Annotated in this window: 24 protein-coding genes; 10 read left to right on the forward strand and 14 right to left on the reverse strand. The window is 73.5% G+C overall.

What is annotated here, in order from left to right; all coding sequences use genetic code 11:
• Positions 1–28: 28 nt before the first annotated feature.
• From OHA72_RS24875 to OHA72_RS24895, 5 genes are read right to left on the reverse strand one after another with little or no spacing between them, the layout of a single operon-like run.
• Entirely contained in the window at positions 29–304 is a 276-nt protein-coding gene (locus OHA72_RS24875) for a hypothetical protein (RefSeq protein ID WP_327010192.1), read from the reverse strand.
• Positions 301–435 (reverse strand): hypothetical protein, encoded by a 135-nt coding sequence (locus tag OHA72_RS24880; protein WP_327010193.1) that lies wholly within the window; start codon positions 433–435, stop codon positions 301–303. Before OHA72_RS24880 ends, OHA72_RS24875 begins: the two co-directional genes overlap by 4 nt.
• Positions 432–1,007 (reverse strand): WD40 repeat domain-containing protein, encoded by a 576-nt coding sequence (locus OHA72_RS24885; RefSeq protein WP_327010194.1) that lies wholly within the window; start codon positions 1,005–1,007, stop codon positions 432–434. Before OHA72_RS24885 ends, OHA72_RS24880 begins: the two co-directional genes overlap by 4 nt.
• Positions 1,004–1,567, reverse strand: coding sequence for a dihydrofolate reductase family protein (locus OHA72_RS24890; protein ID WP_327010195.1), 564 nt, complete (start codon positions 1,565–1,567; stop codon positions 1,004–1,006). The genes OHA72_RS24885 and OHA72_RS24890 overlap by 4 nt, the downstream gene beginning before the upstream one ends.
• Positions 1,564–2,853: an FAD-binding oxidoreductase gene (locus OHA72_RS24895; RefSeq protein WP_327010196.1), complete on the reverse strand. Its 1,290-nt coding sequence runs from the start codon at positions 2,851–2,853 to the stop codon at positions 1,564–1,566. The genes OHA72_RS24890 and OHA72_RS24895 overlap by 4 nt, the downstream gene beginning before the upstream one ends.
• Before the next feature lie 46 nt (positions 2,854–2,899).
• On the opposite strand from OHA72_RS24895, the gene pdxR reads away from it, so the two are divergent.
• Positions 2,900–4,297 carry a MocR-like pyridoxine biosynthesis transcription factor PdxR gene (pdxR, locus tag OHA72_RS24900; protein WP_327010197.1) on the forward strand — a complete coding sequence of 466 codons (1,398 nt, stop codon included), beginning with the start codon at positions 2,900–2,902 and terminating at the stop codon, positions 4,295–4,297.
• 241 nt (positions 4,298–4,538) lie between these two features.
• Here the strand turns inward: pdxR and OHA72_RS24905 are convergent, their stop codons facing one another.
• From OHA72_RS24905 to OHA72_RS24915, 3 genes are all read right to left on the reverse strand, one after another.
• A complete protein-coding gene (locus tag OHA72_RS24905; RefSeq protein ID WP_327010198.1) occupies positions 4,539–5,657 on the reverse strand; it encodes a glycoside hydrolase family 12 protein in 1,119 nt (372 codons plus the stop codon).
• A gap of 100 nt (positions 5,658–5,757) precedes the next feature.
• Complete coding sequence (locus OHA72_RS24910) at positions 5,758–6,273, reverse strand: shikimate kinase (protein WP_327010199.1); 516 nt, start codon at positions 6,271–6,273, stop codon at positions 5,758–5,760.
• 27 nt (positions 6,274–6,300) lie between these two features.
• Positions 6,301–6,669 (reverse strand): Mth938-like domain-containing protein, encoded by a 369-nt coding sequence (locus tag OHA72_RS24915; protein WP_327010200.1) that lies wholly within the window; start codon positions 6,667–6,669, stop codon positions 6,301–6,303.
• Positions 6,670–6,828: 159 nt separating this feature from the next.
• Here OHA72_RS24915 and OHA72_RS24920 point away from each other — a divergent pair, with 159 nt between their 5' ends.
• The 5 genes from OHA72_RS24920 (at position 6,829) to OHA72_RS24940 (ending at position 12,871) form a co-directional block, all read left to right on the forward strand.
• Positions 6,829–10,338 carry an ATP-binding protein gene (locus OHA72_RS24920; RefSeq protein WP_327010201.1) on the forward strand — a complete coding sequence of 1,170 codons (3,510 nt, stop codon included), beginning with the start codon at positions 6,829–6,831 and terminating at the stop codon, positions 10,336–10,338.
• Positions 10,311–10,502, forward strand: coding sequence for a helix-turn-helix domain-containing protein (locus OHA72_RS24925; protein WP_327010202.1), 192 nt, complete (start codon positions 10,311–10,313; stop codon positions 10,500–10,502). Before OHA72_RS24920 ends, OHA72_RS24925 begins: the two co-directional genes overlap by 28 nt.
• A gap of 51 nt (positions 10,503–10,553) precedes the next feature.
• A complete protein-coding gene (locus OHA72_RS24930) occupies positions 10,554–10,823 on the forward strand; it encodes a hypothetical protein (RefSeq protein WP_327010203.1) in 270 nt (89 codons plus the stop codon).
• Entirely contained in the window at positions 10,820–11,902 is a 1,083-nt protein-coding gene (locus OHA72_RS24935) for an FAD-binding oxidoreductase (protein ID WP_327010204.1), read from the forward strand. Before OHA72_RS24930 ends, OHA72_RS24935 begins: the two co-directional genes overlap by 4 nt.
• A 75-nt stretch (positions 11,903–11,977) precedes the next feature.
• A complete protein-coding gene (locus OHA72_RS24940; RefSeq protein ID WP_327011659.1) occupies positions 11,978–12,871 on the forward strand; it encodes an acyl-CoA desaturase in 894 nt (297 codons plus the stop codon).
• 13 nt (positions 12,872–12,884) lie between these two features.
• On the opposite strand, the gene OHA72_RS24945 is transcribed toward OHA72_RS24940, so the two are convergent.
• The gene (locus tag OHA72_RS24945) at positions 12,885–13,346 is read right to left on the reverse strand and encodes an MICOS complex subunit MIC60 (RefSeq protein ID WP_327010205.1); all 462 of its coding nucleotides are present in this window, start codon (positions 13,344–13,346) and stop codon (positions 12,885–12,887) included.
• Positions 13,347–13,644: 298 nt separating this feature from the next.
• Between OHA72_RS24945 and zwf the strand changes: the two genes are divergently transcribed.
• On the forward strand, positions 13,645–15,171 hold the full coding sequence (gene zwf, locus OHA72_RS24950; protein ID WP_327010206.1) for a glucose-6-phosphate dehydrogenase: 1,527 nt from the start codon (positions 13,645–13,647) through the stop codon (positions 15,169–15,171).
• 33 nt (positions 15,172–15,204) lie between these two features.
• Here zwf and OHA72_RS24955 read toward each other — a convergent pair whose 3' ends face one another.
• The 4 genes from OHA72_RS24955 to OHA72_RS24970 all read right to left on the reverse strand — a co-directional run bounded on the left by OHA72_RS24955 (position 15,205) and on the right by OHA72_RS24970 (position 16,961).
• Positions 15,205–15,423, reverse strand: coding sequence for a type II toxin-antitoxin system PemK/MazF family toxin (locus OHA72_RS24955; RefSeq protein WP_327010207.1), 219 nt, complete (start codon positions 15,421–15,423; stop codon positions 15,205–15,207).
• 86 nt (positions 15,424–15,509) lie between these two features.
• Positions 15,510–15,740 carry a hypothetical protein gene (locus OHA72_RS24960; RefSeq protein WP_327010208.1) on the reverse strand — a complete coding sequence of 77 codons (231 nt, stop codon included), beginning with the start codon at positions 15,738–15,740 and terminating at the stop codon, positions 15,510–15,512.
• 91 nt (positions 15,741–15,831) lie between these two features.
• Positions 15,832–16,215, reverse strand: a complete 384-nt coding sequence (locus OHA72_RS24965; RefSeq protein WP_327010209.1) for a VOC family protein — start codon at positions 16,213–16,215, stop codon at positions 15,832–15,834.
• 32 nt (positions 16,216–16,247) lie between these two features.
• Positions 16,248–16,961: a peptidylprolyl isomerase gene (locus OHA72_RS24970; RefSeq protein WP_327010210.1), complete on the reverse strand. Its 714-nt coding sequence runs from the start codon at positions 16,959–16,961 to the stop codon at positions 16,248–16,250.
• Between the two features lie 87 nt (positions 16,962–17,048).
• Here OHA72_RS24970 and OHA72_RS24975 point away from each other — a divergent pair, with 87 nt between their 5' ends.
• The 3 genes from OHA72_RS24975 to OHA72_RS24985 all read left to right on the forward strand — a co-directional run bounded on the left by OHA72_RS24975 (position 17,049) and on the right by OHA72_RS24985 (position 18,825).
• A complete protein-coding gene (locus tag OHA72_RS24975) occupies positions 17,049–17,798 on the forward strand; it encodes a class I SAM-dependent methyltransferase (protein WP_327010211.1) in 750 nt (249 codons plus the stop codon).
• A gap of 215 nt (positions 17,799–18,013) precedes the next feature.
• Positions 18,014–18,451 (forward strand): hypothetical protein, encoded by a 438-nt coding sequence (locus OHA72_RS24980; protein WP_327010212.1) that lies wholly within the window; start codon positions 18,014–18,016, stop codon positions 18,449–18,451.
• 113 nt (positions 18,452–18,564) lie between these two features.
• The gene (locus OHA72_RS24985; protein ID WP_327010213.1) at positions 18,565–18,825 is read left to right on the forward strand and encodes a DUF7336 domain-containing protein; all 261 of its coding nucleotides are present in this window, start codon (positions 18,565–18,567) and stop codon (positions 18,823–18,825) included.
• A gap of 116 nt (positions 18,826–18,941) precedes the next feature.
• Here OHA72_RS24985 and OHA72_RS24990 read toward each other — a convergent pair whose 3' ends face one another.
• Positions 18,942–19,742: a fatty acid desaturase gene (locus OHA72_RS24990; protein WP_327010214.1), complete on the reverse strand. Its 801-nt coding sequence runs from the start codon at positions 19,740–19,742 to the stop codon at positions 18,942–18,944.
• Between the last annotated feature and the right edge of the window lie 16 nt (positions 19,743–19,758).

Genomic DNA, 19,758 nt, shown 5'->3' on the forward strand with positions numbered 1-19,758 from the left:
CAACAACTCCCGCTGATGTGCGGGACGGTCAGTACCTGGATGGCGGGGGCTGTTCGAGGCCTGGGCCGCCGGTGTGCGGTGCGGGGTGGTACCTGGGGTGCGGGGGCGGCAGCGCCGCCACGCACGTCGCGGAGCAGGCGTTGACCAGCAGGGCCAGGGTGTCGGTGCCGAGGCGGCGGGAGATCCACGCCTGGTGCAGCTCCCGGTCCACCGGGCCGTCGCAGACGCTGCGGGTGCGCACGGCCTCCGTGCCCCACACGGCCGGGTCGAGAGCGCCGAAGCCGGTGCCGCCGGCCGGGGTCACCGGGTGCAGCGCCGGGCGCTGGTGGCGTCCTGCCGCTCCCCGTGGAACGTCACCGACGGCGGCCGGGTCTGCACCGAGTAGCCGGTGCAGGTGCAGGACGGCTTGCGGGCCGGTGCGGTGCCCTCGCTCATCCCCGGAGCATATCGACGCGGGTCAGGAGCGTCGTGCTGCGGCCGTGGGTCACCAGCAGGTCGCCGGTGGCGGTGGCGGCGAGCGCGGGGACCGGCAGCACCGGGAACGGCAGCGCCGGGGTGTGTTGCCGGCCGGAGGGCAGGTGCCACACGCGGACGGTCCGGTCGTGGGCGCCGGTGACCGCCACCGGGTGCCCGTCCAGCACGGCCGTCGCCACCGTCACGACGCGGCCGGTGTGGCCGGTGAGGACGGCGCGCTCGGCGCGGGTGGCGAGGTCCCACACGCGGACGGTCCCGTCGTCGCCGCCGGTGACCGCGACCGGGCGCCCGCCGAGCGACGCCGTCGCCACGCAGGACAGCGGCGTGGCGTCGCCCGACACCCATCGCGGCGCCCAGCCGCCGGCGTCACCGGTGTCGGCGAACCAGCGGGCCAGGTCCGGGTGACCCAGCCGGGCGGCGGTGAAGGCCAGGAACCATCCGCGGCAGTCCGGGTCCAGGTCGCCGATGGTCTCCAGGTAGGTCCGGCAGACCAGCGCGGCGGGGGGCGTCACGAGGCCGGTCGGGTCGTTCATCGCGGCGGGTGTACGGCGTACCGCACGACCTGCACGCCGCTCGGGAACGTGGTCGTCGAGCGGTGCTCCAGGGACAGCGGCACCGTGAACAGCGACGGGCCCTCGGCGATGACGACCGGGTGGACGGCGAGGAGCAGCTCGTCGACGACCGGCCACAGCGGGGCAAGGGTCGCGGGGCCGGCGGACAGGATCACGTCGGCGCTGTCGGCGCGCAGCGCGGCGAGCTGCGGGGCGAGGTCGCCGCGCAGGGCCGGCGCGGCCGTGAAGCCGGCGTCGCCGGTGAAGACGACCTTGCGCAGGCCGGCCAGGAGCCGGGCGAACTCGAGGTCCGCGGCGCTGGGGGTGCCGGCGCCGGTGGGGACGCCGCCGGCGGCGACCTCCTCCCACCAGGGGACGATCGCGTCGTAGAGGACGCGGCTCATCGCCCACGTGCCCGCGGTGCGGTAGCAGTCGTTGATGTGGGCCTGCTCCTGCTCGCCCCACGGGAACGGGTCCCAGAAGGTGCCGCCCGCGGTCGCGATGCGGTTGTCGAGGGTGGTCTGCATGTGCACGACGATCATGACGCGGTCCCGGTGGGCTTGATGTTCTGGTTCAGGTGGAAGACGTTGTGCGGGTCGTATCGGTCCTTGAGCGCCGTCAGACGGGCCAGTTTCGCAGGCGGGTAGGCGCGCCGCACCCCGGCGCTGCCCTCCTCACCCAGGGCGTTGACGTAGACGCCGCCGGAGAACGGCTCCAGCAGCGCCGCCGCGGCCCGGGCCCGGTCGCGTCCGGCGTCGTCGTCGGCGGGGTCGGTCCAGGAGGAGCCGGCGCCGAACTCGAACATCGTGTCGCGGTGCCCGAACGCCGTCGCGTCCTGCGGCACGTCGGCGATCGCGCCGCCGTAGCCCTGCAGGCCGGCGCCGCAGTGCTCGCCGGCGGCGATGAACGCGTCGAGCGCCGCGTCGGGCATCGACTTGAGATAGTGCGATCGGCCGTAGCGGCGCAGCGCGTGGCGGCCGGTGGTGTCCTCGCGTCGCTGCAGTTGCAGGTACGACATCGGCCGGCGGGTCTGCACGCCGCCGGCGCCGAACGTGGGCCGGTAGCCGGTGTCCGGGCCGGTCCACACGTAGCCGAGCGTGAGCGTGCCCGGGCCCGCCGACGCGGTGAACGTCGCCTGGCGCGGCGCGGCCAGGTGCTCGTCGCGCCAGCGGCGCATCGCGGCGTGCCGGGCGGCGCCGGTGAACGTGGACTCCACCACGAGCGCCTCGGTGCCGGTGTCGTGCAGCGCGAACTCGAACTCCGTCACGATCCCGAAGTTGCCGCCGCCGCCGCGCAGCCCCCAGAACAGCTCCGGGTGCTCCTCGGCATTGACCCGCAGGATCTCGCCGTCGGCGGTGACGACCTCGTAGGACACGACGTTGTCGCAGGCGAGCCCGAACCGCCGGGCGAGCCAGCCCATGCCGCCGCCGAGGGTGAGGCCGCCGACGCCGGTGTGCGACACGTTGCCGGCCGTGGTCGCGAGGCCGTGCCGCTGGGCGGCGTCGTCGAGGGCGCCGAGCAGCGCGCCGCCCTGCACGTACGCCCGCCGCCGCGCCGGGTCGACACTGGCGAGGCCCAGCGGCGTGAGGTCGATCATGAGCCCGCCGTCGGTGACGCCGAACCCGGCCGCACTGTGCCCGCCGCAGCGCACCGACACCTCCAGGTCCCGCTCCCGGGCGGTGCGCACGGCGGCGACCACGTCCCGGACCGTGCGGCACCGCACGATCATGGCCGGGCGGCGGTCGAACATCGCGTTCCACACCTGCCGGGCGCCGTCGTAGCCACGGTCGCCGGGGCGGAGCACCTCTGCTGTCCCTGTCATCGTCATGCACTCAGCTTCACGCCGATTGGTCCCTGCGATAAGGTCCGTTTCCATGGCGGGAGACAAGACCAATTCGGCGGCGGATCTGCTGGTGGACCTCGACCGTACCGGCGGCCCGCTCCACCGGCAGCTGGAGGCGTCGATCCGCGACGGCATCCGCAGCGGGCGGCTCGCCGCGGGCAGTGCGCTGCCGCCGAGCCGGGCCCTGGCCGCGTCGCTCGGCGTCTCGCGCGGGGTGGTCGTCACGGCGTACGAGCAGCTGACCGCCGAGGGCTACCTGACCAGCCGGTCCGGCGGATACACCACGGTCGCGGCCAGGGCGGCCGGCCCGGCGGCGGTGCAGCCGCCGGTCGCGCCGCCGCCGGCGAGGATCAGCTTCGGCTACGGGCGCACCGACGTGTCGCAGTTCCCGCGCGCCGCCTGGCTCCGGTCGGTCCGCCGGGTGCTGACGACCGCGCCGACGGACCGGTTCGGCTACACCAGCGGGCAGGGCACCCCGGAGCTGCGGGCCGCCCTCGCCGGCTACCTCAACCGGGTCCGCGGCACCGACGCGCACCCGGACACCGTGGTGATCTGCGCCGGCTACGCCCAGGCGGCGAACCTGCTGATCCAGGTGCTGCGCTCCGGCGGCGGCACCCGCCTCGCCGTGGAGGACCCGTCCGCCGACGACGACGCCCGTACCCTGGCCGCCGCCGCCGGCATGTCGGTCACGGGCGTGCCCGTCGGCCCCGACGGCGTCGACGTCGCCGCACTGTCCACAGTGGATGCCGACGGTCTGGTGCTGACCCCGTCGCACCAGTGGCCGACCGGCGGCGTCCTGCCCGCCACGGCCCGCGCCGCCGTGATCCGCTGGGCCACGTCCCGCGACGCGCTGGTCATCGAGGACGACTACGACGCCGAGTACCGCTACGACCGCGCCGCCGTCGGCGCCATGCAGGGGCTCGCACCGGACCGGGTCGCGTACGTCGGCTCCGCCAGCAAGACCCTGGCGCCGGGGCTGCGGCTCGGCTGGATGGTCCTGCCGCCGCGCCTGGTCGCGCCGGTGGTCGAGGCGAAGCTGCTCGCCGACCGGGGCTCACCGGCGATCGACCAGCTCACGTTCGCGGACTTCCTCGGCTGCGGCGAGTTCGACCGGCACCTGCGGCGGATGCGTCCGCTGTACCGCCGGCGCCGTGACGTCCTGCTCGCGGCGCTGTCCCGGCACCTGCCGCAGCTGCGGCCGGTCGGGGTTGCGGCGGGACAGCATCTCGTGGCGTGGCTGCCCTCGCACCTGTCGGAGGGTGCGGTGGAGTCGGCGGCGCTTGCCCGGGGGGTGGAGGTGTTCGGGGTGGGGCGGTATCGGCTGCGGGCGGGGGTGCCGGGGCTGTTGTTCGGGTACGGGTCGCTGTCCGAGCGGGCGATCGAGGAGGGTGTGGGGCTGCTTGCCGCTGCTCTTGGGGAGCTGTCGTGAGGTTTCCTGTTGTCACCCCCGAGGATCGTGTGGTCGTCTTCCGCCCAAGGCGCGCACCAAGATCCAGTCCGACCCCGTCATGATCGAAGGACGGCGGTGGCCGTCCGGGCGGCCACCGGGATCCTTCGATCATGACGAGGGCTTGGCATCACCTCGACACGGCGCGGACGCTCAACGGGAAGACGACCACAGGATCTTGGGGGGTGGACGGGGCGGCACGGCAACCGCCCCGTCCAACGACTCAGCTACAGGTGATCGACGGGACCGGGTTGGAACCCGAGTACGTCCCCTGGAAGCCGAACGCGGTAGAACCGCCAGGCGGGATCGACGCGTTGTAGGACATGTTGCGGGCCGTCACGGCGGTGCCCGACTGGGTCACCGTCGCGTTCCAGGAGCTGGTGATGCGCTGGTTGCCGCTGAAGGACCAGGCGACCGTCCAGCCGTTCAGGGCCGCGCTGCCGGTGTTGGTCACCTTCACGTCGGCGGTGAAGCCGCCGCCCCAGTCGTTCTTCGTGTACGTGACGGAGCACTTGCCGTTGCCCGGGTTCGGCGGCGGTGACGACGACGTCGGCGGGTTGCTCGTCGGGGGAGTGCCGTTCGTCGTCACGGAGAAGTTGTTGACGGCCAGGCCCTGGCCGCCGGTCCACGGCTCGAAGCCGGCCTGGATGCTGGTGAGGTACCAGCTCGTCTGCGCGTAGCCACGGCTCACCGCGTCGTTGAGGAACGCCGACGGGGCGAAGCTCACCGAGCCGGTGCCCTGGGTCCGCACGTAGGAGATGACGTTCCAGCCGATGTTGCCGAACCAGACGTCCCACGTCCCGTTCGCGAGGTTCACGGTCGCGACGCGGCTGCCGACCGGCTGGGGTGCGCCGGCGTGGTTCACCCACACCATGATCTCGGCACCGGTGTTCTGGCCGTCGGTGCGGGGCGTCGGGTCGAACCAGATGTCGTACGCGGCGTCCCACTGGCCGGAGCTGGGGTAGCTCATGCTGACGCTGGTCTGGATGCCGGCGAACCGGGAGTCGCTGACCCGCAGCGGCAGGATCGTGCCGCTGCTGCAGTTGGTGTAGTGGCAGCCGTAGAAGACCGACGGGTACGAGGCCGGCGCCCCGTTGGTCGGCACGTTGTGGTTTGCCTGCGAGATGCTGAAGCCGGTGCTGGTGACGTTGATGCACTGCGTCTGGTCGGTGCCCCAGACGTTGTTCTGCACCACGTACCGGCCGCCCTGGATGGTCGTGGAGCCGTACTTCTCGCAGATGGTCGTGTCGGCGTGCGCGCTGGTCGCGGCGGCGAGGATGGCGGTCCCGGTCGCTGCGAGGAGCCCGATGGCGGCGAGGCCAGCGCGGAGGCGAATGCCCATGGTGTCTCCCTTCCATCGAGCACCATGAGTGCTGTCCGGCCGGGGAGAGTGGTCGACGCCGTGTTGGTCCGATTTTGTGCCGGTACGGGCGGGGAAACTTTCAGTTGATGAGCCGGTCGGCGTCCTTGCGGGAGCCGATGCGGATGAAGTCGAGGTCCTTGCGTTCGGCCGCCGCTCGTGCGTACCGGTCCCGGTAGACCTGGTGCCGGGTCCAGGACCAGCGCAGCAGCGACACCTCCGGGTCGAGCCGGAACAGGCTGGTGAGCCGCTCCCGGTTGCCGTTCCACAGCTCCTCGCGGGTGACGCCGCGGCGGATCGTGCGCCACAGCACCTGCCGGATGACCGTGCGCCGCGGCAGGTCGAACCAGATCACCGTGTCCGCCCGCGACCACACCAGGTCCCGCACGGCGCTGTAGTTGCCGTCGATCACCCAGCCGTCGCCCTCGGTGATCTCGCCGACCTTCTTGCGGAACTCGGTGACGTCGATCGGCTGCCAGCCGGGGAGGTGGTGGATCGCGTCCAGCTCGACGAACGGCACCCCGAGCCGCGCCGCCAGGGCCTTGCCGAGCGTCGACTTGCCCGAGCCCGAGTTGCCCACCACCGACACCCGTCGCACCGGCCGCCCCGTCCCTGTCTTGTGCGGTCAGCAGGTGCTGTGGAACAACCCGCCGACCGCCGCGGACCCGACCAGGCTGTTATACAGCTCGATGGCCTCCCGGGTCTCGGCGACGTGCACCTCGACCCCACGGGCCTGCAGGTCCGCCACGGTTTCGCCGGGTACGCCCAGCTGCTCGTCCATGCCCAGCGACAGCACCACGACCGTCGCGCCGTGCTCCAGGAGCTCCTCGGCGTCGGCGGGCTGGATCCCGGGGGAGTGCCGCGTCCCGGTTTCGCCCCAGTCCCACTCGCGCCCGCCACCGGGCCACGCCTTGAGGTCCTTGACCACGCCGAGCCCTTCGACCTCGATGCGCCCCCAGCTCGCGTCGATGATCCGCGGCGAACGTACCTGCATGGCGCAAACCCCCTATCGGTGACGTTTCGACCCCGCTCGAAGATACGCGGGCGGCTTCGGTCCGCACGGACGGTAGGTGATCCGGGTGAACGGCTGAGGAGACGTTCGGGTGTTCCGCGGTACCTTGATCGCTCGGGTGGGTGTGGGCAGGGAGGATCGGTGCAGGTCACGCCGCTGTCCGGCAGGCTCTGGGTGAGTGTGCTCGGGGACATGACCGCGACGGTCGACGGTGCGTTCGTCGACCTCGGCGGGCGCCGCCAGCGGGCCGTGCTCGCGGTGCTGGTGCTGCACCGGGGCGACATCGTGCCCACCGACCGGCTCATCGACTGCGTGTGGGGCGGCCGGCCGCCGGCGAACGCGGCCGGGGCGCTGCAGGCGTACGTGTCGCACCTGCGCCGCCGCCTGGAGCCCGGCGCGACGGCGCGGGCCCGCGGCAACGTGATCGTGTCGCGGCCGCCCGGCTACGCGCTGACGCTGGACGCCGAGGCGGTCGACGCGTGGCGCTTCGACCGGGGCATCACCGAGGCGCTCGGCACCGACGACCACGGCGCGCAGCGGGACCTGCTCCACGCGGCGCTGCGGCTGTGGCAGGGCCCGGCGTACGCGGAGTACGCCGACGAGCCGTGGGCCCAGGCCGAGGCGGCACGGCTGGCGGAGCTGCGGGAGGTGGCCCGGGAGCAGCTGCTCGCGGCGCGGCTCGCGCTCGGCGGCAGCGCGCTGCTGGTGCCGGAGCTGGAGCAGCTGGTCGCGGAGGAGCCGCTGCGCGAGCAGCGCTGGCGGCTGCTGGTGCTGGCGCTGTACCGGGCGCACCGGCAGGGTGACGCGCTGGCGGCGCTGCGGCGGGCCCGGCAGACGCTGTCGGAGCAGCTCGGCGTCGACCCGGGGCCGGCGCTGCGGGCCTTGGAGGCCGAGGTCCTGTCGCAGGCGGAGTCCCTGGACGCGCCGCAGCGGCCGGATCCGCCCGGGGCGGGCGAGCGGGGTGGCACCGGCCGGGAGCCGGAGGCAGCGGGTCGCACCTCCGGGGGCGGCGCCGCGCCGGTGGCGGTGACCGGTCCGGGCCGGGCGCCGCAGGCGTCGGGGGACAGCTCCGGGGTACCGCCGCGGAAAACGACCGGCGAGCACCTTGTCGACCGGGACAGGGAGATCGCGGAGCTGCGGCTGGCGGCCGGGGACGCGTTCGGCGGGGTGCCGCGACTGGTGATGATCGAAGGGCCGGCCGGGATCGGCAAGAGCCGGCTGCTCACCGAGGCGCGGCGGATCTCGGACGGGCACGGCGCGCTGACGCTCACGGCGCGGGGCAGCCAGCTGGAGAAGGAGTTCGGCTTCGGGGTGGTGCGGCAGCTGTTCGAGGCGCTGCTCACCGACCCGGCGGCGCGGGAGCAGCTGCTGGCCGGTGCCGCCGCGTCGGCCGCGTCGGTGTTCGACCTGGGTGCGCACGGCGAGCGCGGCGACCACACGTTCGCGGCGCTGCACGGGCTCTACTGGCTGACCGCGAACGTCGCCGCGACCCGGCCCCTCACCGTCGTCGTGGACGACCTGCAGTGGTGCGACACCGGCTCGCTGCGGTTTCTGGCCTATCTGGTGCGCCGGCTCGACGGGCTGCCGGTGCTGCTGGTGGCGACGCTGCGCACCGGCGAGCAGTACGACGACGACGCGCTGATCTCCGAGCTGCAGCTCGACCCGGCGGCCACGCCGGTGCGGCCCGGGCCGCTGAGCGGCACGGGCGTCGCCGACCTGGTCCGGGAGCGGCTCGGTGACGGCGCCGAGCCCCGGTTCGTCGCCGCGTGCCACCAGACCACGTCCGGCAACCCGCTGCTGCTGCGGCAGCTGCTGCGGGCCCTGGAGGCCAACGGGGTGCGGCCCACCGACGCGCACGCCGGCACGGTCACCGCGATCGGGTCGCGGGCCGTGTCCAGCATGGTGCTCATCCGGCTGCGGCGGATGCCCGCGACGAGCACCGCCGTCGCGCGGGCGATCGCGGTCCTCGGCGACGGCGCGGGCCTGCCGACGATCGCCGCCCTCGCCGGGGTCGACGAGCCGGCCGCCGCGGCGGCGGTCGCGGCGCTCGCGCGGGCCGAGGTGGTCCGGCACGAGTACCCGGTCGGGTTCGTGCACCCGCTCGTGCGCGACGCGGTCTACCAGGACCTGCCGCCCGGGGAGCGGCAGCTGCACCACGAGCGCGCCGCTCGGGTCCTCAGCGGGCTGTCGGCGACGCCGGAGCAGGTCGCCGCGCACCTGCTGCAGATCCCGCAACGCGCCGACCAGTGGGTCGTCGACGTGCTGCGGGCCGCGGCCGACACGGCGCTGCACCGGGGCGCGCCCGAGGGCGCCGCCGCGTACCTGCGCCGGGCCCTGGCCGAGCCGCCCGCGCCGCAGCAGCGACCGGCGGTGCTGCTGGCGCTCGGGCAGGTCGAGACGCTCAACGACGGCCCGGCCGCGATCGCGCACCTGCGGGCCGCGTACGACGACCCGATCACCGACCCGGCGACGTTCGCGGCGGTGTCGCGGATGCTCATCCACACGCTGATCTTCACCGGGCCGGAGGGCAACGCGCCGGAGTTCGCGCGGCGGGCGTCGGCGCGGCTGGACCCGGCGTTCGCCGACGAGCGGCAGGGGCTGCAGGCCCTGTCCCAGATCGCGGGTTACATGTACACCGGCGACCCCGGCTCGTTCCCGGCGCAGATGCCGGAGATCTCCGGCGACGGGCTCGGCGCGCGGATGCTGGCCGTGTGCCACGCCTGGGAGGCGTTCGTGCAGGGGGAGCGGCTGGCCGAGGCGGCGCGGCTGGCCCGCTTCGCGCTCGACGACGGGATCCTCCTGCGCGGCGACCCTGGGCTCTTCTGGGTCATCGCGGGTCTGGTCATGGAGGAGGCCGAGCAGGACGTCGGCACCCTCTGGGACGACGCGCTGACCCTCGGGCACACCCGCGGGTCGCTGTTCACCGTCCTCGCCGCGCACCTGTGGCGCGGGTGGCGGGAGTGGCACCGCGGCGACCTGCCCGAGGCGTGCACGTCCCTCGTCGCCGCCAACGAGCAGAGCCTGCGCTGGGGCGGCGTGCCCGCGATCGGCATCGCCTACGGCGAGGCATTCCTGGTGCGGGCCCTCATCGACCGCGGCGAGCTGGGCGAGGCACGGGCGTTCGTCGACGAGCACCACGACCGGCCGCGCATCGGCGACGGGATCCGGCTGTTCCAGCAGTCGGAGGCGAAGCTGCTGATGGCGGAGGGGCGGCACGACCGGGCCCTGGCGCTGCTGCGCCCGTGGCACGAGGGCAACCCGATGTGGTTCGAGGAGCGGTCGCTGCGCGCCGAGGCCCTCGCCGGGCTCGGCCGGACCGCCGAGGCGCTGGAGCTGGCGCTGTCGGATCTGTCGGACATGAGGCGGTGGGGGGCGCCGCGGGGTGTCGGGCAGGCGCTGCGGGTCGTCGGCGAACTGCGCCGGGACCGGGCCGATCTCGCCGGCGCGGTGGAACTGCTCGCCGGCACCGCCGCGCGGCTCGAGCACGCGCGGGCCCTGTACGCCCTCGGCGACCTCGACCGGGACACGGCCATGCTCCGCGACGCGCTGCGCCTCGCCGAGCAGTGCGGCGCCGCGCCCTGCGGGCCCGCGTCGCCGCCGCCCTCGCCGGACTCGGCGAGCAGGTGCCGGCGCAGCCGTCGGCGTCGCTGACCACAGGGGAACGCCGCATCGCCGCCCTCGCCGTCGGCGGCGCGGACGACCGGGACATCGCCCAGGCGCTGTTCCTCACCCCGCACACCGTGAACGACACGCTCGCCGCGATCCGCCGCAAACTGGGCGTCACGACCCTCGCCGAGCTGCGCGCCCACGTCTGACTCAGGTCGTCCGCAAGTTCGGCCCAAGGGCGTCGCCGCAGCCTGTACGGCATGACCACTGTTGCGAACTCACTGCGCGGCCTGTGCGGCGGCGCGCTGCACCTTCCCGGCGACCCCGGCTACGACACCGCACGGACCCCGTGGAACGTCACGGTCGACCAGCGCCCGGCGGCCGTGGCGTACCCCGCCGACGCCGGCGAGGTCGCCGCGGTCGTCCGCGCCGCCGCCGGCGCCGGGCTGGGTCGCGGCGCAGGGCACCGGCCACAACGCGCCCCCTCGGCCCCCTCGACGACGTCGTCCTGCTGCGCACGTCCGCGATGACCGGCGTCACCGTCGACGGCGCCCGGCGCACCGCCCGCGTCGAGGCCGGCGCGCTGTGGATCGACGTGGTCGAGCAGGCCGCGCCGCTCGGGCTCGCCGCGCTGCACGGCTCGTCGCCGGACGTCGGCGTCGTCGGGTACTCCCTCGGCGGCGGCATCGGCTGGTACGCCCGCGCTCTCGGCATGCAGGCCAACGCCCTCACCGCGGCCGAGCTCGTCACCGCCGACGGCACCCTGCTGCGCGTCGACGCCACCCACGAGCCGGACCTGTTCTGGGCGCTGCGCGGCGGCGGCGGCAACTTCGGCGTCGTCACCGCCGTCGAGTTCGACCTGTTCCCGATCACCACCGCGTACGCCGGGCTGCTCGCCTGGGACTGGCACGAGGCGGCCCGGGTGCTGCCGGCGTGGCTGGACTGGGCCGCGACCGCCCCCGACGAGGTGACCACCTCGCTGCGGCTGCTGCAGGTCCCGCCGATGCCGCAGCTCCCGCCGGTCCTGCAGGGCCGCCAGCTGCTCGTCGTCGACGGCGCGGTCCTCGGCGCCGCCGGCCCCGGCATCCTGGCGCCGCTGCGGGCGCTCAAGCCGTTCCTCGACACGTTCGCCGACGCGCCCGCCGCGTCGCTGATCCGGCTGCACCTGGACCTCGGAGGGACCGACGCCGTCGGTGTCGAAGTCGGCGCTGCTCGGCGACCTGCCCGCCGCCGCCGTCGACGCGCTGCTCGGCGTGGCCGGCCCCGGCTCCGGCACGTCCTGCTCGTCCCGGCCGAGCTGCGCCAGCTCGGCGGGGCGCTGGGCCGCTGCGCCCCGGGCGCCGGCGCCCTCGCCCGCCTCGACGGCGCGTTCGCGCTGTTCTCGTGCGGGATCGCGGCCACACCCGAGATGGGCGCGGCCGCCGTCGCCGACGCCGGCCGGGTCGTGTCGGCGCTGCGGCCGTGGGCGAGCGGGTCGCAGTACCTGAACTTCGCCGAGGAGCGCGTCGCGGCGGACACCGCGTACGAGCCGGCCGCGCTGCGCCGCCTCCGCGCGATCCGCGCCACGGTCGACCCGTCCGGGCTGTTCGCCGCCAACCACGCCATCTGAACGTCCCCGACCGGCATCCTGTTCGCGGGGTGCCGGTCACCGCGGCGCGCTAGCGTGCCCGGCGTGGCACTCCCGATGCTGGCCGCGAAGCGGCCCCTGCCGGCCCAGGTGGCGGTCTACGCGTTCGTGATCGTGCCGTTCCTGGCCCTGCTCGCCGCGGTCCCGTTCGCCTGGGGGTGGGGCCTCACCTGGCTCGACGTCGCCCTCGCGGTGGTCTTCTACACCGTGACGTGTCTCGGCGCGACGGTCGGCTTCCACCGGTACTTCACGCACGGCGCGTTCAAGGCCCGCCGGTCGCTGCGCATCGCCCTGGCCGTCGCCGGCAGCATGGCGGTGCAGGGCCCCATCCTGCACTGGGTCGCCGACCACCGCCGCCACCACGCGTTCGCGGACAAGGAGGGCGACCCGCACTCCCCATGGCTGTTCGGCACGTCACCGGCGGCGCTGGTACGGGGGTTCTGGCACGCCCACCTCGGCTGGGTGCTCGACCGGGACCTCACCAACCAGCAGCGGTTCATCCCCGACCTGCTGGCCGACCGGGACATCCGGCTGATGCACCGGCTCTTCGGCCCGCTGACCGTGGCGACGCTGCTCGCGCCGGCCGTCATCGGCGGCCTGGCAACCTGGAGCTGGTGGGGCGCGGCGACCGCGTTCTTCTGGGCCGGTCTGGTCAGGGTCACCGCCCTGCACCACGTCACCTGGTCGGTGAACTCGGTCTGCCACATGATCGGCGAGCGGCCGTTCGCGGCGCGGGACCGGTCGGCGAACTTCTGGCCCCTGGCGATCCTGAGCATGGGCGAGTCGTGGCACAACCTGCACCACGCCGACCCGACCAGCGCCCGGCACGGCGTCCTGCCCGGGCAGATCGACGTGTCGGCGTGGGTGATCCGGCGATTCGAACGGGCCGGCTGGGCGTGGGACGTGCGCTGGCCGACCCCGGAGCGGCTTGCCCGCCTGGCCGCCGCCTAGCGCGCCTGGGGGCCTAGAGGTAGACGTCCAGGCGGCCGCTGAACATGCCGTTGCCCTGGGCGAGCCGGGCCGCGGCGGCGTCGGTGGTCCGCTCGAACTGCAGCCGGGTCTCCTCCGCCCGCTGCCGCAGCTGCTCCTCCAGGCGCAGCTGCTCCTGGATGCGCTGCTGGTCGTCGAGGCGCTGCTGCTCCTGGACGCGCTGCAGCTGGACGCGGTACTGCTCGTCGCGGTACTGCTCGTCGCGGTACTGCTGCACGTCGTCGGCGCGCCGCTGATCCTGGCGCACGAGGTCCTGGCGGATCGACTGCTGGTCCTCGACCCTGCGCTGGTCCTGCACCCGCTGGTCCTGCAGCCGGTCCTGCGCCCGCTGGTCGTCCAGGCGCTGGTCCACCAGATCTGCCTGGCGCTGCTGCATTTGGGTGGCCTGGGTGGGCGTGACTGCGGTGGTGGTGGCTGCTACCGGTGTGATCGACATCGCGCATCCCCGTCCTGCGACTCGATTACTCTCCGAATGCTCTTGACGACTCCAGGTTACCCGCCGTGATCGTCCGTAACCGGCCGGCCGCCCACCCGGTGCCCAGTGTTACCCGTGTGTTTGCTGAGGGCGCATTGTCCCGGCCCGTGGGACACATCGGCCGGATCGAGGGTCATGCAACCGCTTGCCGGACCGTAGGCTGGGATTCGCGAGACGCCGGTCACGTTCTGGAATCGTTGCTGTGCGCGGCGGTTGACTCGTAGTGTCACGGCGGCAGTCCGAGGAGAGGCGCGCATCCATGCCCAGCGACAACGGCACGATCGGTGAGCCCGTCACGATCCCGCAGGAGTCCGACAACCGGCACGCCCCACCTGCGACGGTCGTCATCTTCGGCGCCTCCGGCGACCTGACACGGCGCAAGCTGATCCCCGCGATCGAGAGCCTCGCCCGGCACAACCGGCTCACCGAGCAGTTCGCCGTCGTCGGCGTGGCCCGGACCCCGATGGACGACGACCAGTTCATCCACGCCGTCCTCGGCGACCGGGGGCTGTCCGGCATGCCGCAGCTGGCCGGCGCCGTGCGGTACATCGCCGGCGGCTACGACGACCCGGAGACCTACAAGCGGCTCGCCACCGTGCTCGACGACCTCGACCGTGAGCGCGGCACCGCCGGCAACCGGATCTTCTACCTGTCGACCCCCGCCGAGGCGTTCCCGCTCGTCATCAACGGCCTCGCCGGCGCCGGGCTGCACCAGGCACGCGAGGACTCCTTCGCCCGCCTCGTGATCGAGAAGCCCTACGGGCACGACGAGGCCAGCGCCAAGCAGCTCGACGCGACCGTGCACGCCGCGTTCGACGAGTCGCAGGTCTTCCGCATCGACCACTACCTGGGCAAGGACACCGTCCAGAACGTCCTCGCGCTGCGCTTCGCCAACGCCATCTTCCAGCCGATCTGGGACCGCACCTGGGTCGACCACGTGCAGATCACCGTCGCGGAGACCCTCGGCGTCGGCACCCGCGGCAGCTTCTACGAGCACGCCGGCGCGATGCGCGACATCGTGCAGAACCACGTGCTGCAGGTCCTCGCCCTCGCCCTGATGGAGCCGCCCGCGTCGTTCAGCGCCGAGGCGGTCCGCAACGAGAAGGTCAAGCTCCTGCAGGCGATCCGCCTGCCCAGCGGCCGCGCGATCGACGACATCGCGGTGCGCGGGCAGTACACCCGCGGCGGCTCCCGCTCCGAGCTCATGGCCGGCTACCGCGAGGAGGCCGGCGTCGACCCCCTGTCGCGCACCGAGACCTACGCGGCGCTGCGCCTGGACGTCGACAACTGGCGCTGGGCGGGCGTGCCGTTCTACGTGCGCACCGGCAAGCGCCTGCCGAGCCGCGTCACCGAGGTCGCCCTGCAGTTCCAGCGCCCGCCGCACCTGCCGATCCCCAACCGGCAGCTGACCGAGCTGCAGCCCGACGCCCTCATCCTGCGCATCCAGCCCGACGAGGGCATCGCCCTGCGCTTCGGCGCGAAGGTCCCGGGCCACTCCTTCCGGGTCCGCTCCGCGAGCATGGACTTCTCCTACGACAAGACCTTCCGCGAGGAGTCCCCGGAGGCCTACGAGCGCCTCCTGCTCGACGCCCTCATCGGCGACACGACCCTGTTCATCCGCTCCGACGAGGTCGAGCAGTGCTGGCGGATCGTCGACCCGATCCTGGAGCGCTGGTCCGAGGACACCGGCCCCATCCCTACCTACGAGGCCGCCTCCTGGGGCCCGACCGAGGCCAACCGCCTCATCGAGCGCAGCGGCCGCGCCTGGCGCAACACGGTCGCCTGACCCGTCCGGCTGAGGGACCGCCCACGCGGTCTCTCAGGCCGGCTCGAGGTCGAATGCGGCCATGATCGCTCGGGTGAGCGCCTGCTCCTGTTCCGGAAGCAGGAATCCGATCAGGCGGCCGAGTTCACTCCGGTCGACGGTGTCGATGTTGTCGCAAGACACGACAGATGGTTTGTCGAGTCCGTTCTGAGGGCCCACCGCGACCTCGGTGCGGAGACCACGGATCGTGGTGGTGATGGGAACGACCGTCACCCACCGAAGGTGTGGCCGTATCCGTTCGCGGGTGAGGACGAGGACCGGTCGAGGTCTGTCCAGTTGAGCCAGGCGGATCGGCCGCATCAGTCGATGTCCATCGGCCGCCGGGATGTCCATGCGTGGAAGTCGTCGAACTCGTCAGACGGGTTCGCCGCATAGATGCGTGCGTCGTGCTCTGCGTCCTGCCGCCTTCGGTCGCGTTCCAATGCGCGGACGACGACGGCCGCACGACTCGCTGCGGCGCCGGCAGCGATCTCCCGGTCGATGTACTGCACCAGGTCATCGGGAAGTCTGACTGCGATCTGTGTCGTCATACCACAATGGTACCGATCTGGGATGCAGTCTGGTGTCGTTGCTGTCATGGAGTAAATATAGCCATATGGCTATGAGACTGCAATCGCATGGTCAGGGCCAGCGGGTGGCGTTGGCGTCGGTGAGGGTGCCGGGGCGGTCCAGGACGACGCAGAAGGTGAGGCCGGCGGGGTCGCGCATGACCCACCAGCGGTCGTGGCGCTCGACGCGGGTCGCGCCGAGGGCCTCCAGGCGGGCCACCTCGGCGTCGAGGTCGTCGGTGTGGATGTCGACGTGCATGCGCGGGGCGCCGTCGCCGAGCTGCTGGGCGAGCAGCACCAGGTCGTGGTTGGGGATCAGCGCGCCGTGGAACTCCGGATACTTGGCGACCTGCTCCAGCGGGGCGCTCAGGGCGCCCCGCCAGAAGGTCACCGTCGCGTCATGGCCGGCGGTGGGCACGTCCAGGACGATCGTGTAGAGCCTGCTGTAGTGAGCCACGGCGCCGAATGTACCGGCGGGCGCGGGTGCCGTTACAGGGCCAGCAGGATCGACGTGCGCAGCGCCGGGGCGCCGTCGACGGGTGCCGGGTCCTCGGGCGTGGGTGCGACCCCGCCGGCGGCGATCCGGTCCAGGGTGTGCAGGCCCAGCGGCCGGACGCTGCCGAAGATCGTGTAGTTGGGGCGCAGCGCCGAGTCGGCGAAGACGAGGAAGAACTGGCTGCCGTTGGTGTCGGGGCCGGCGTTGGCCATGGCGAGGACGCCGCGGGCGTACACCTTGCGGACCCCGGTCGGGTCGGTCGGTGCCGGCGGCAGGTCGGTGGGCAGCTCGTCCTTGTACCTGTAGCCCGGGCCGCCCTCGCCGGTGCCGGACGGGTCGCCGCACTGCAGGACCTTCAGCGTCGGGTAGGTCGTCAGCCGGTGGCAGATCGTGCGGTTGTAGAAGCCGTGCCGGGTCAGGTGCAGGAAGCTCTGCACCGTGCACGGCGCCTGCGCCCGGTCCAGGGTCAGCGGGATGAGGCCGAGGTTGGTGAACAGGGTGACGGTGACCGTGCCCCGCGACGGGGTGTGCCGCGGGTCCCTGGGCAGCGGCACCGGCCTGACCGCCGGATCCTCCGGTGTCGGCGTGTACGCGCACGGCCCGCCGGTCGGCCCGCCCCCGCCGGTCGCGGCCTGGGCGGGGGTGACGGCGAACGCGGAGGTGGCAAGCACGGCGAGCACGACCACGGCGAGACGGATCCGGACCACGTTGTCCTCCATCGAAGTTTGGGAATCTCCAAGAGGTCTAACGGATGTCGATGTCCTCGTCAAGGCCGGGGCGGCTAGTGTGGGTCGGTGGACCGCAGCATCCGGACCGTCGAGGACGTGCTCACCCTCATGGACGGGCTGTTCGCGCCGGAGGCGGACCGCTGGACCGCCGAGGGTGCCTCGTGGTGGGACGGCTTCTACGCCGACCGGGACCGGGCGGTGCCGTTCTTCGCCGCGAAGCCGGACGAGAGTCTCGCCGCGCACCTGGACCGGGGGCTGCTGACCGGCGGCCGCGCCCTGGACCTCGGCTGCGGCCCCGGCCGCAACGCGATCCACCTCGCCGCGCGCGGCTTCACCGTCGACGCGGTCGACCTGTCGCCGGCTGCGATCGCGTGGGCCGGCGACCGCGCCCGGGAGGCCGGCGTCGAGGTGCGCCTGATGCGGGGCGACGCGTTCACGCTCGACCTTCCCGGCCCGTACGACCTGGTCTTCGACTCGGGCTGCTTCCATCACCTGCCGCCGCACCGCAGGGTCAGCTATCTGGCGCTGCTGGAGCGGGTCCTCGCCCCTGGCGGGCTGTTCGGCCTCACCTGCTTCGCGGCCGGGGCGATGGGCTCGGAACTGTCCGACGCCGACCTGTACCGGCACGGCCGGCTGCACGGCGGCGTCGCCTATACCCCCGAGTCGCTGCGGCACATCTTCGCCGGCCTCACCGAGGTCGAGGTGCGGCGGATGCGGGACGAGCCGGAGGACTCCCCGTACTTCGGCGAGCCGTTCCTGTGGACCGCGCTCTTCCGCCGCGAAGACCGCCCGTTTGCGGGTGGAACGGCGGTATAGCAACGGCACTGCCCCTTCCCGTTGTTCACCTCATGCATGTCCGGCGTGCGCGCGGCCCCGCGTCTGTTGGTCATGCGCTGTCCCGAGCGTTTGTCCCAGCGGGTGGGAGTCCTGGGCGGACGAGGGGGCAGCGGGTGCACCAATCGAGGTTCGTCTTCTTAGCACTGGCCGGGGCGGTCGCCGACGACGGCACGGCCGCCGAGGCCACGACCTGGATGCTGGTGTCGCCGAACAACCGGCCGCTGGGCAGAGCGGCGCGGACGTTCGAGACCTACGGCGCCTGCCGCGACGCGGTGCTGCACCTGCGTGCCGGTTTCGCCGGGGTACGCAGCACCGTCGCGGCCGTGGAGTCCAACGGGCAGTGGGTCTGGCGGGCGGAGGTCGGCGGCACGACCGTCGGCATGTCCAGCCGCTCCTATCTGCGCGCCCGCGAGTGTCACTACAACCTGGAACGCTTCCTGGAAGCCGTGCCGGCGGCGCTCGTGGTGGCCGGCACCCGCAGTGTCCGAGGCGGTCACCGGGTGGCGTTCGACGCCGCCGGTGATCTGGCGGCCCTTCCGCCGAGCCCGGCACCGTGGGGCGCCCGGCCCCCGCACGCCGACCGCCCCCGCCACGGGGAGCGCGGCGGGTGGGCCGGGGCGCCCACCCGCTGACCCCGGCGCCGGGGAACCCGCCGGCGTGACCGGTTCGCACGGGCTGTGACGGTCCGGGCACTCGGTGCATCTCACCCGGCGGGGGTGCCCCGCATCGATGTAGGTTACGGACCATGGACGTGTTCCTGCTGTGGCACGTGCACCATGCGGGCCCTGACCACCGTGACAGTGACGGCGAGCTGAGCTGGGACGAGGCCGACGGTGACGACGTGAAGATCCTGGGCGTCTATTCGACCGAGGAGCGGGCCCGGGAGCGCATCGCCCGGGCTCGCCTGCTGCCGGGGTTCTCCGACGAGCCGGAGTGCTTCCTCATCACCGCGTCCGTCGTGGACGACGACCAGTGGACGGATGGGTTCGTCACCGTGACGGAGTGAGCGGCTCCGCCCGCAGCAGCGCCGGCTCGGGCACGGGCCCGCGCAGCTGGCGGGCGACGGCGGCGGCCCAGCCGAGGTGCCACTCGTCGGCGTCGGCGTGGAATGCGGCCCGCAGTTCATACCAGTGCAGCCCCCGGATGCCGGTGGTGCACGCTGTGCAGGTTGAACGCGAGGACGAACAGCTCCAGGGGCCGGGGCAGCCGCAGGTTCATCGCGTCGAGGGGTCGCTCCAGGCGGGTGCGGTAGTGGTAGGCGTTGTCCGCGAGGGACACCAGCAGCGCCCGGCCGCCGACGGCGGCGGCGAGCATCCACGTGTGCCGCCCGTAGCCGGCCACCGCAGCGGCGTAGGTCGCGACGACGGCGAGCGCCTCGAGGCGGAAGCGGCGCAGCGTGCCGCGCCGTGACACCCGCTCGAAGAGCAGCCCGGTGACGGAGTCGAGGGTGTCGGTGCGGCGCACCAGCCACCGCCACCCGGCGCCGGGCAGCGCGGCGAGCACCACCGACGCGGCCTCCAGCAGGTAGAGCCCGCCGAGCAGGCGCGGGTAGTAGCCGCGGGCGGCGGCGAGCCACGTGGTGACCGCCGGGTCGTAGACCTCGGTGCGTTCGCGGCGGGTCCGGCTGTACCGGTGGTGCAGCAGGTGCCCGGCCTTCAGCAGGGTGAACGGCGCGCCGTAGCCGGTGGACAGGACGCGGGCGAGGCGGTCGTTCCAGCGGCGGTCGCGCAGCAGGGTGCCGTGGATCCCCTCGTGGATGAGCGACCACAGCGGCACGGTGGTGAGCACGACCGGGACCAGCAGCCAGCCCCACCGCGGGTCGGCGGGCAGCAGCCACACCGGCAGGATCAGCAGTTGCAGCACGAGCGTGACGGCGGCGGCGGTGGTCAGTACCCCCGAGATCAATGTCTGACGGGCAGCCATGTGCGCACGGTAGCCC

The organism is Dactylosporangium sp. NBC_01737, from assembly GCF_035963215.1.
Taxonomy (GTDB): domain Bacteria; phylum Actinomycetota; class Actinomycetes; order Mycobacteriales; family Micromonosporaceae; genus Dactylosporangium.

Excerpts from the sequence above, each read along its gene's own strand:
- OHA72_RS24880 (WP_327010193.1), bottom strand. The coding sequence starts at position 435 with ATGAGCGAGGGCACCGCACCGGCCCGCAAGCCGTCCTGCACCTGCACC.
- OHA72_RS24885 (WP_327010194.1), bottom strand. The coding sequence starts at position 1,007 with ATGAACGACCCGACCGGCCTCGTGACGCCCCCCGCCGCGCTGGTCTGC.
- OHA72_RS24890 (WP_327010195.1), bottom strand. The coding sequence starts at position 1,567 with ATGATCGTCGTGCACATGCAGACCACCCTCGACAACCGCATCGCGACC.
- OHA72_RS24895 (WP_327010196.1), bottom strand. The coding sequence starts at position 2,853 with ATGACGATGACAGGGACAGCAGAGGTGCTCCGCCCCGGCGACCGTGGC.
- pdxR (WP_327010197.1), top strand. The coding sequence starts at position 2,900 with ATGGCGGGAGACAAGACCAATTCGGCGGCGGATCTGCTGGTGGACCTC.
- OHA72_RS24905 (WP_327010198.1), bottom strand. The coding sequence starts at position 5,657 with ATGGGCATTCGCCTCCGCGCTGGCCTCGCCGCCATCGGGCTCCTCGCA.
- OHA72_RS24915 (WP_327010200.1), bottom strand. The coding sequence starts at position 6,669 with ATGCAGGTACGTTCGCCGCGGATCATCGACGCGAGCTGGGGGCGCATC.
- OHA72_RS24930 (WP_327010203.1), top strand. The coding sequence starts at position 10,554 with ATGACCACTGTTGCGAACTCACTGCGCGGCCTGTGCGGCGGCGCGCTG.
- OHA72_RS24935 (WP_327010204.1), top strand. The coding sequence starts at position 10,820 with ATGACCGGCGTCACCGTCGACGGCGCCCGGCGCACCGCCCGCGTCGAG.
- OHA72_RS24940 (WP_327011659.1), top strand. The coding sequence starts at position 11,978 with ATGCTGGCCGCGAAGCGGCCCCTGCCGGCCCAGGTGGCGGTCTACGCG.
- OHA72_RS24945 (WP_327010205.1), bottom strand. The coding sequence starts at position 13,346 with ATGTCGATCACACCGGTAGCAGCCACCACCACCGCAGTCACGCCCACC.
- zwf (WP_327010206.1), top strand. The coding sequence starts at position 13,645 with ATGCCCAGCGACAACGGCACGATCGGTGAGCCCGTCACGATCCCGCAG.
- OHA72_RS24960 (WP_327010208.1), bottom strand. The coding sequence starts at position 15,740 with ATGACGACACAGATCGCAGTCAGACTTCCCGATGACCTGGTGCAGTAC.
- OHA72_RS24980 (WP_327010212.1), top strand. The coding sequence starts at position 18,014 with ATGCTGGTGTCGCCGAACAACCGGCCGCTGGGCAGAGCGGCGCGGACG.
- OHA72_RS24985 (WP_327010213.1), top strand. The coding sequence starts at position 18,565 with ATGGACGTGTTCCTGCTGTGGCACGTGCACCATGCGGGCCCTGACCAC.
- OHA72_RS24990 (WP_327010214.1), bottom strand. The coding sequence starts at position 19,742 with ATGGCTGCCCGTCAGACATTGATCTCGGGGGTACTGACCACCGCCGCC.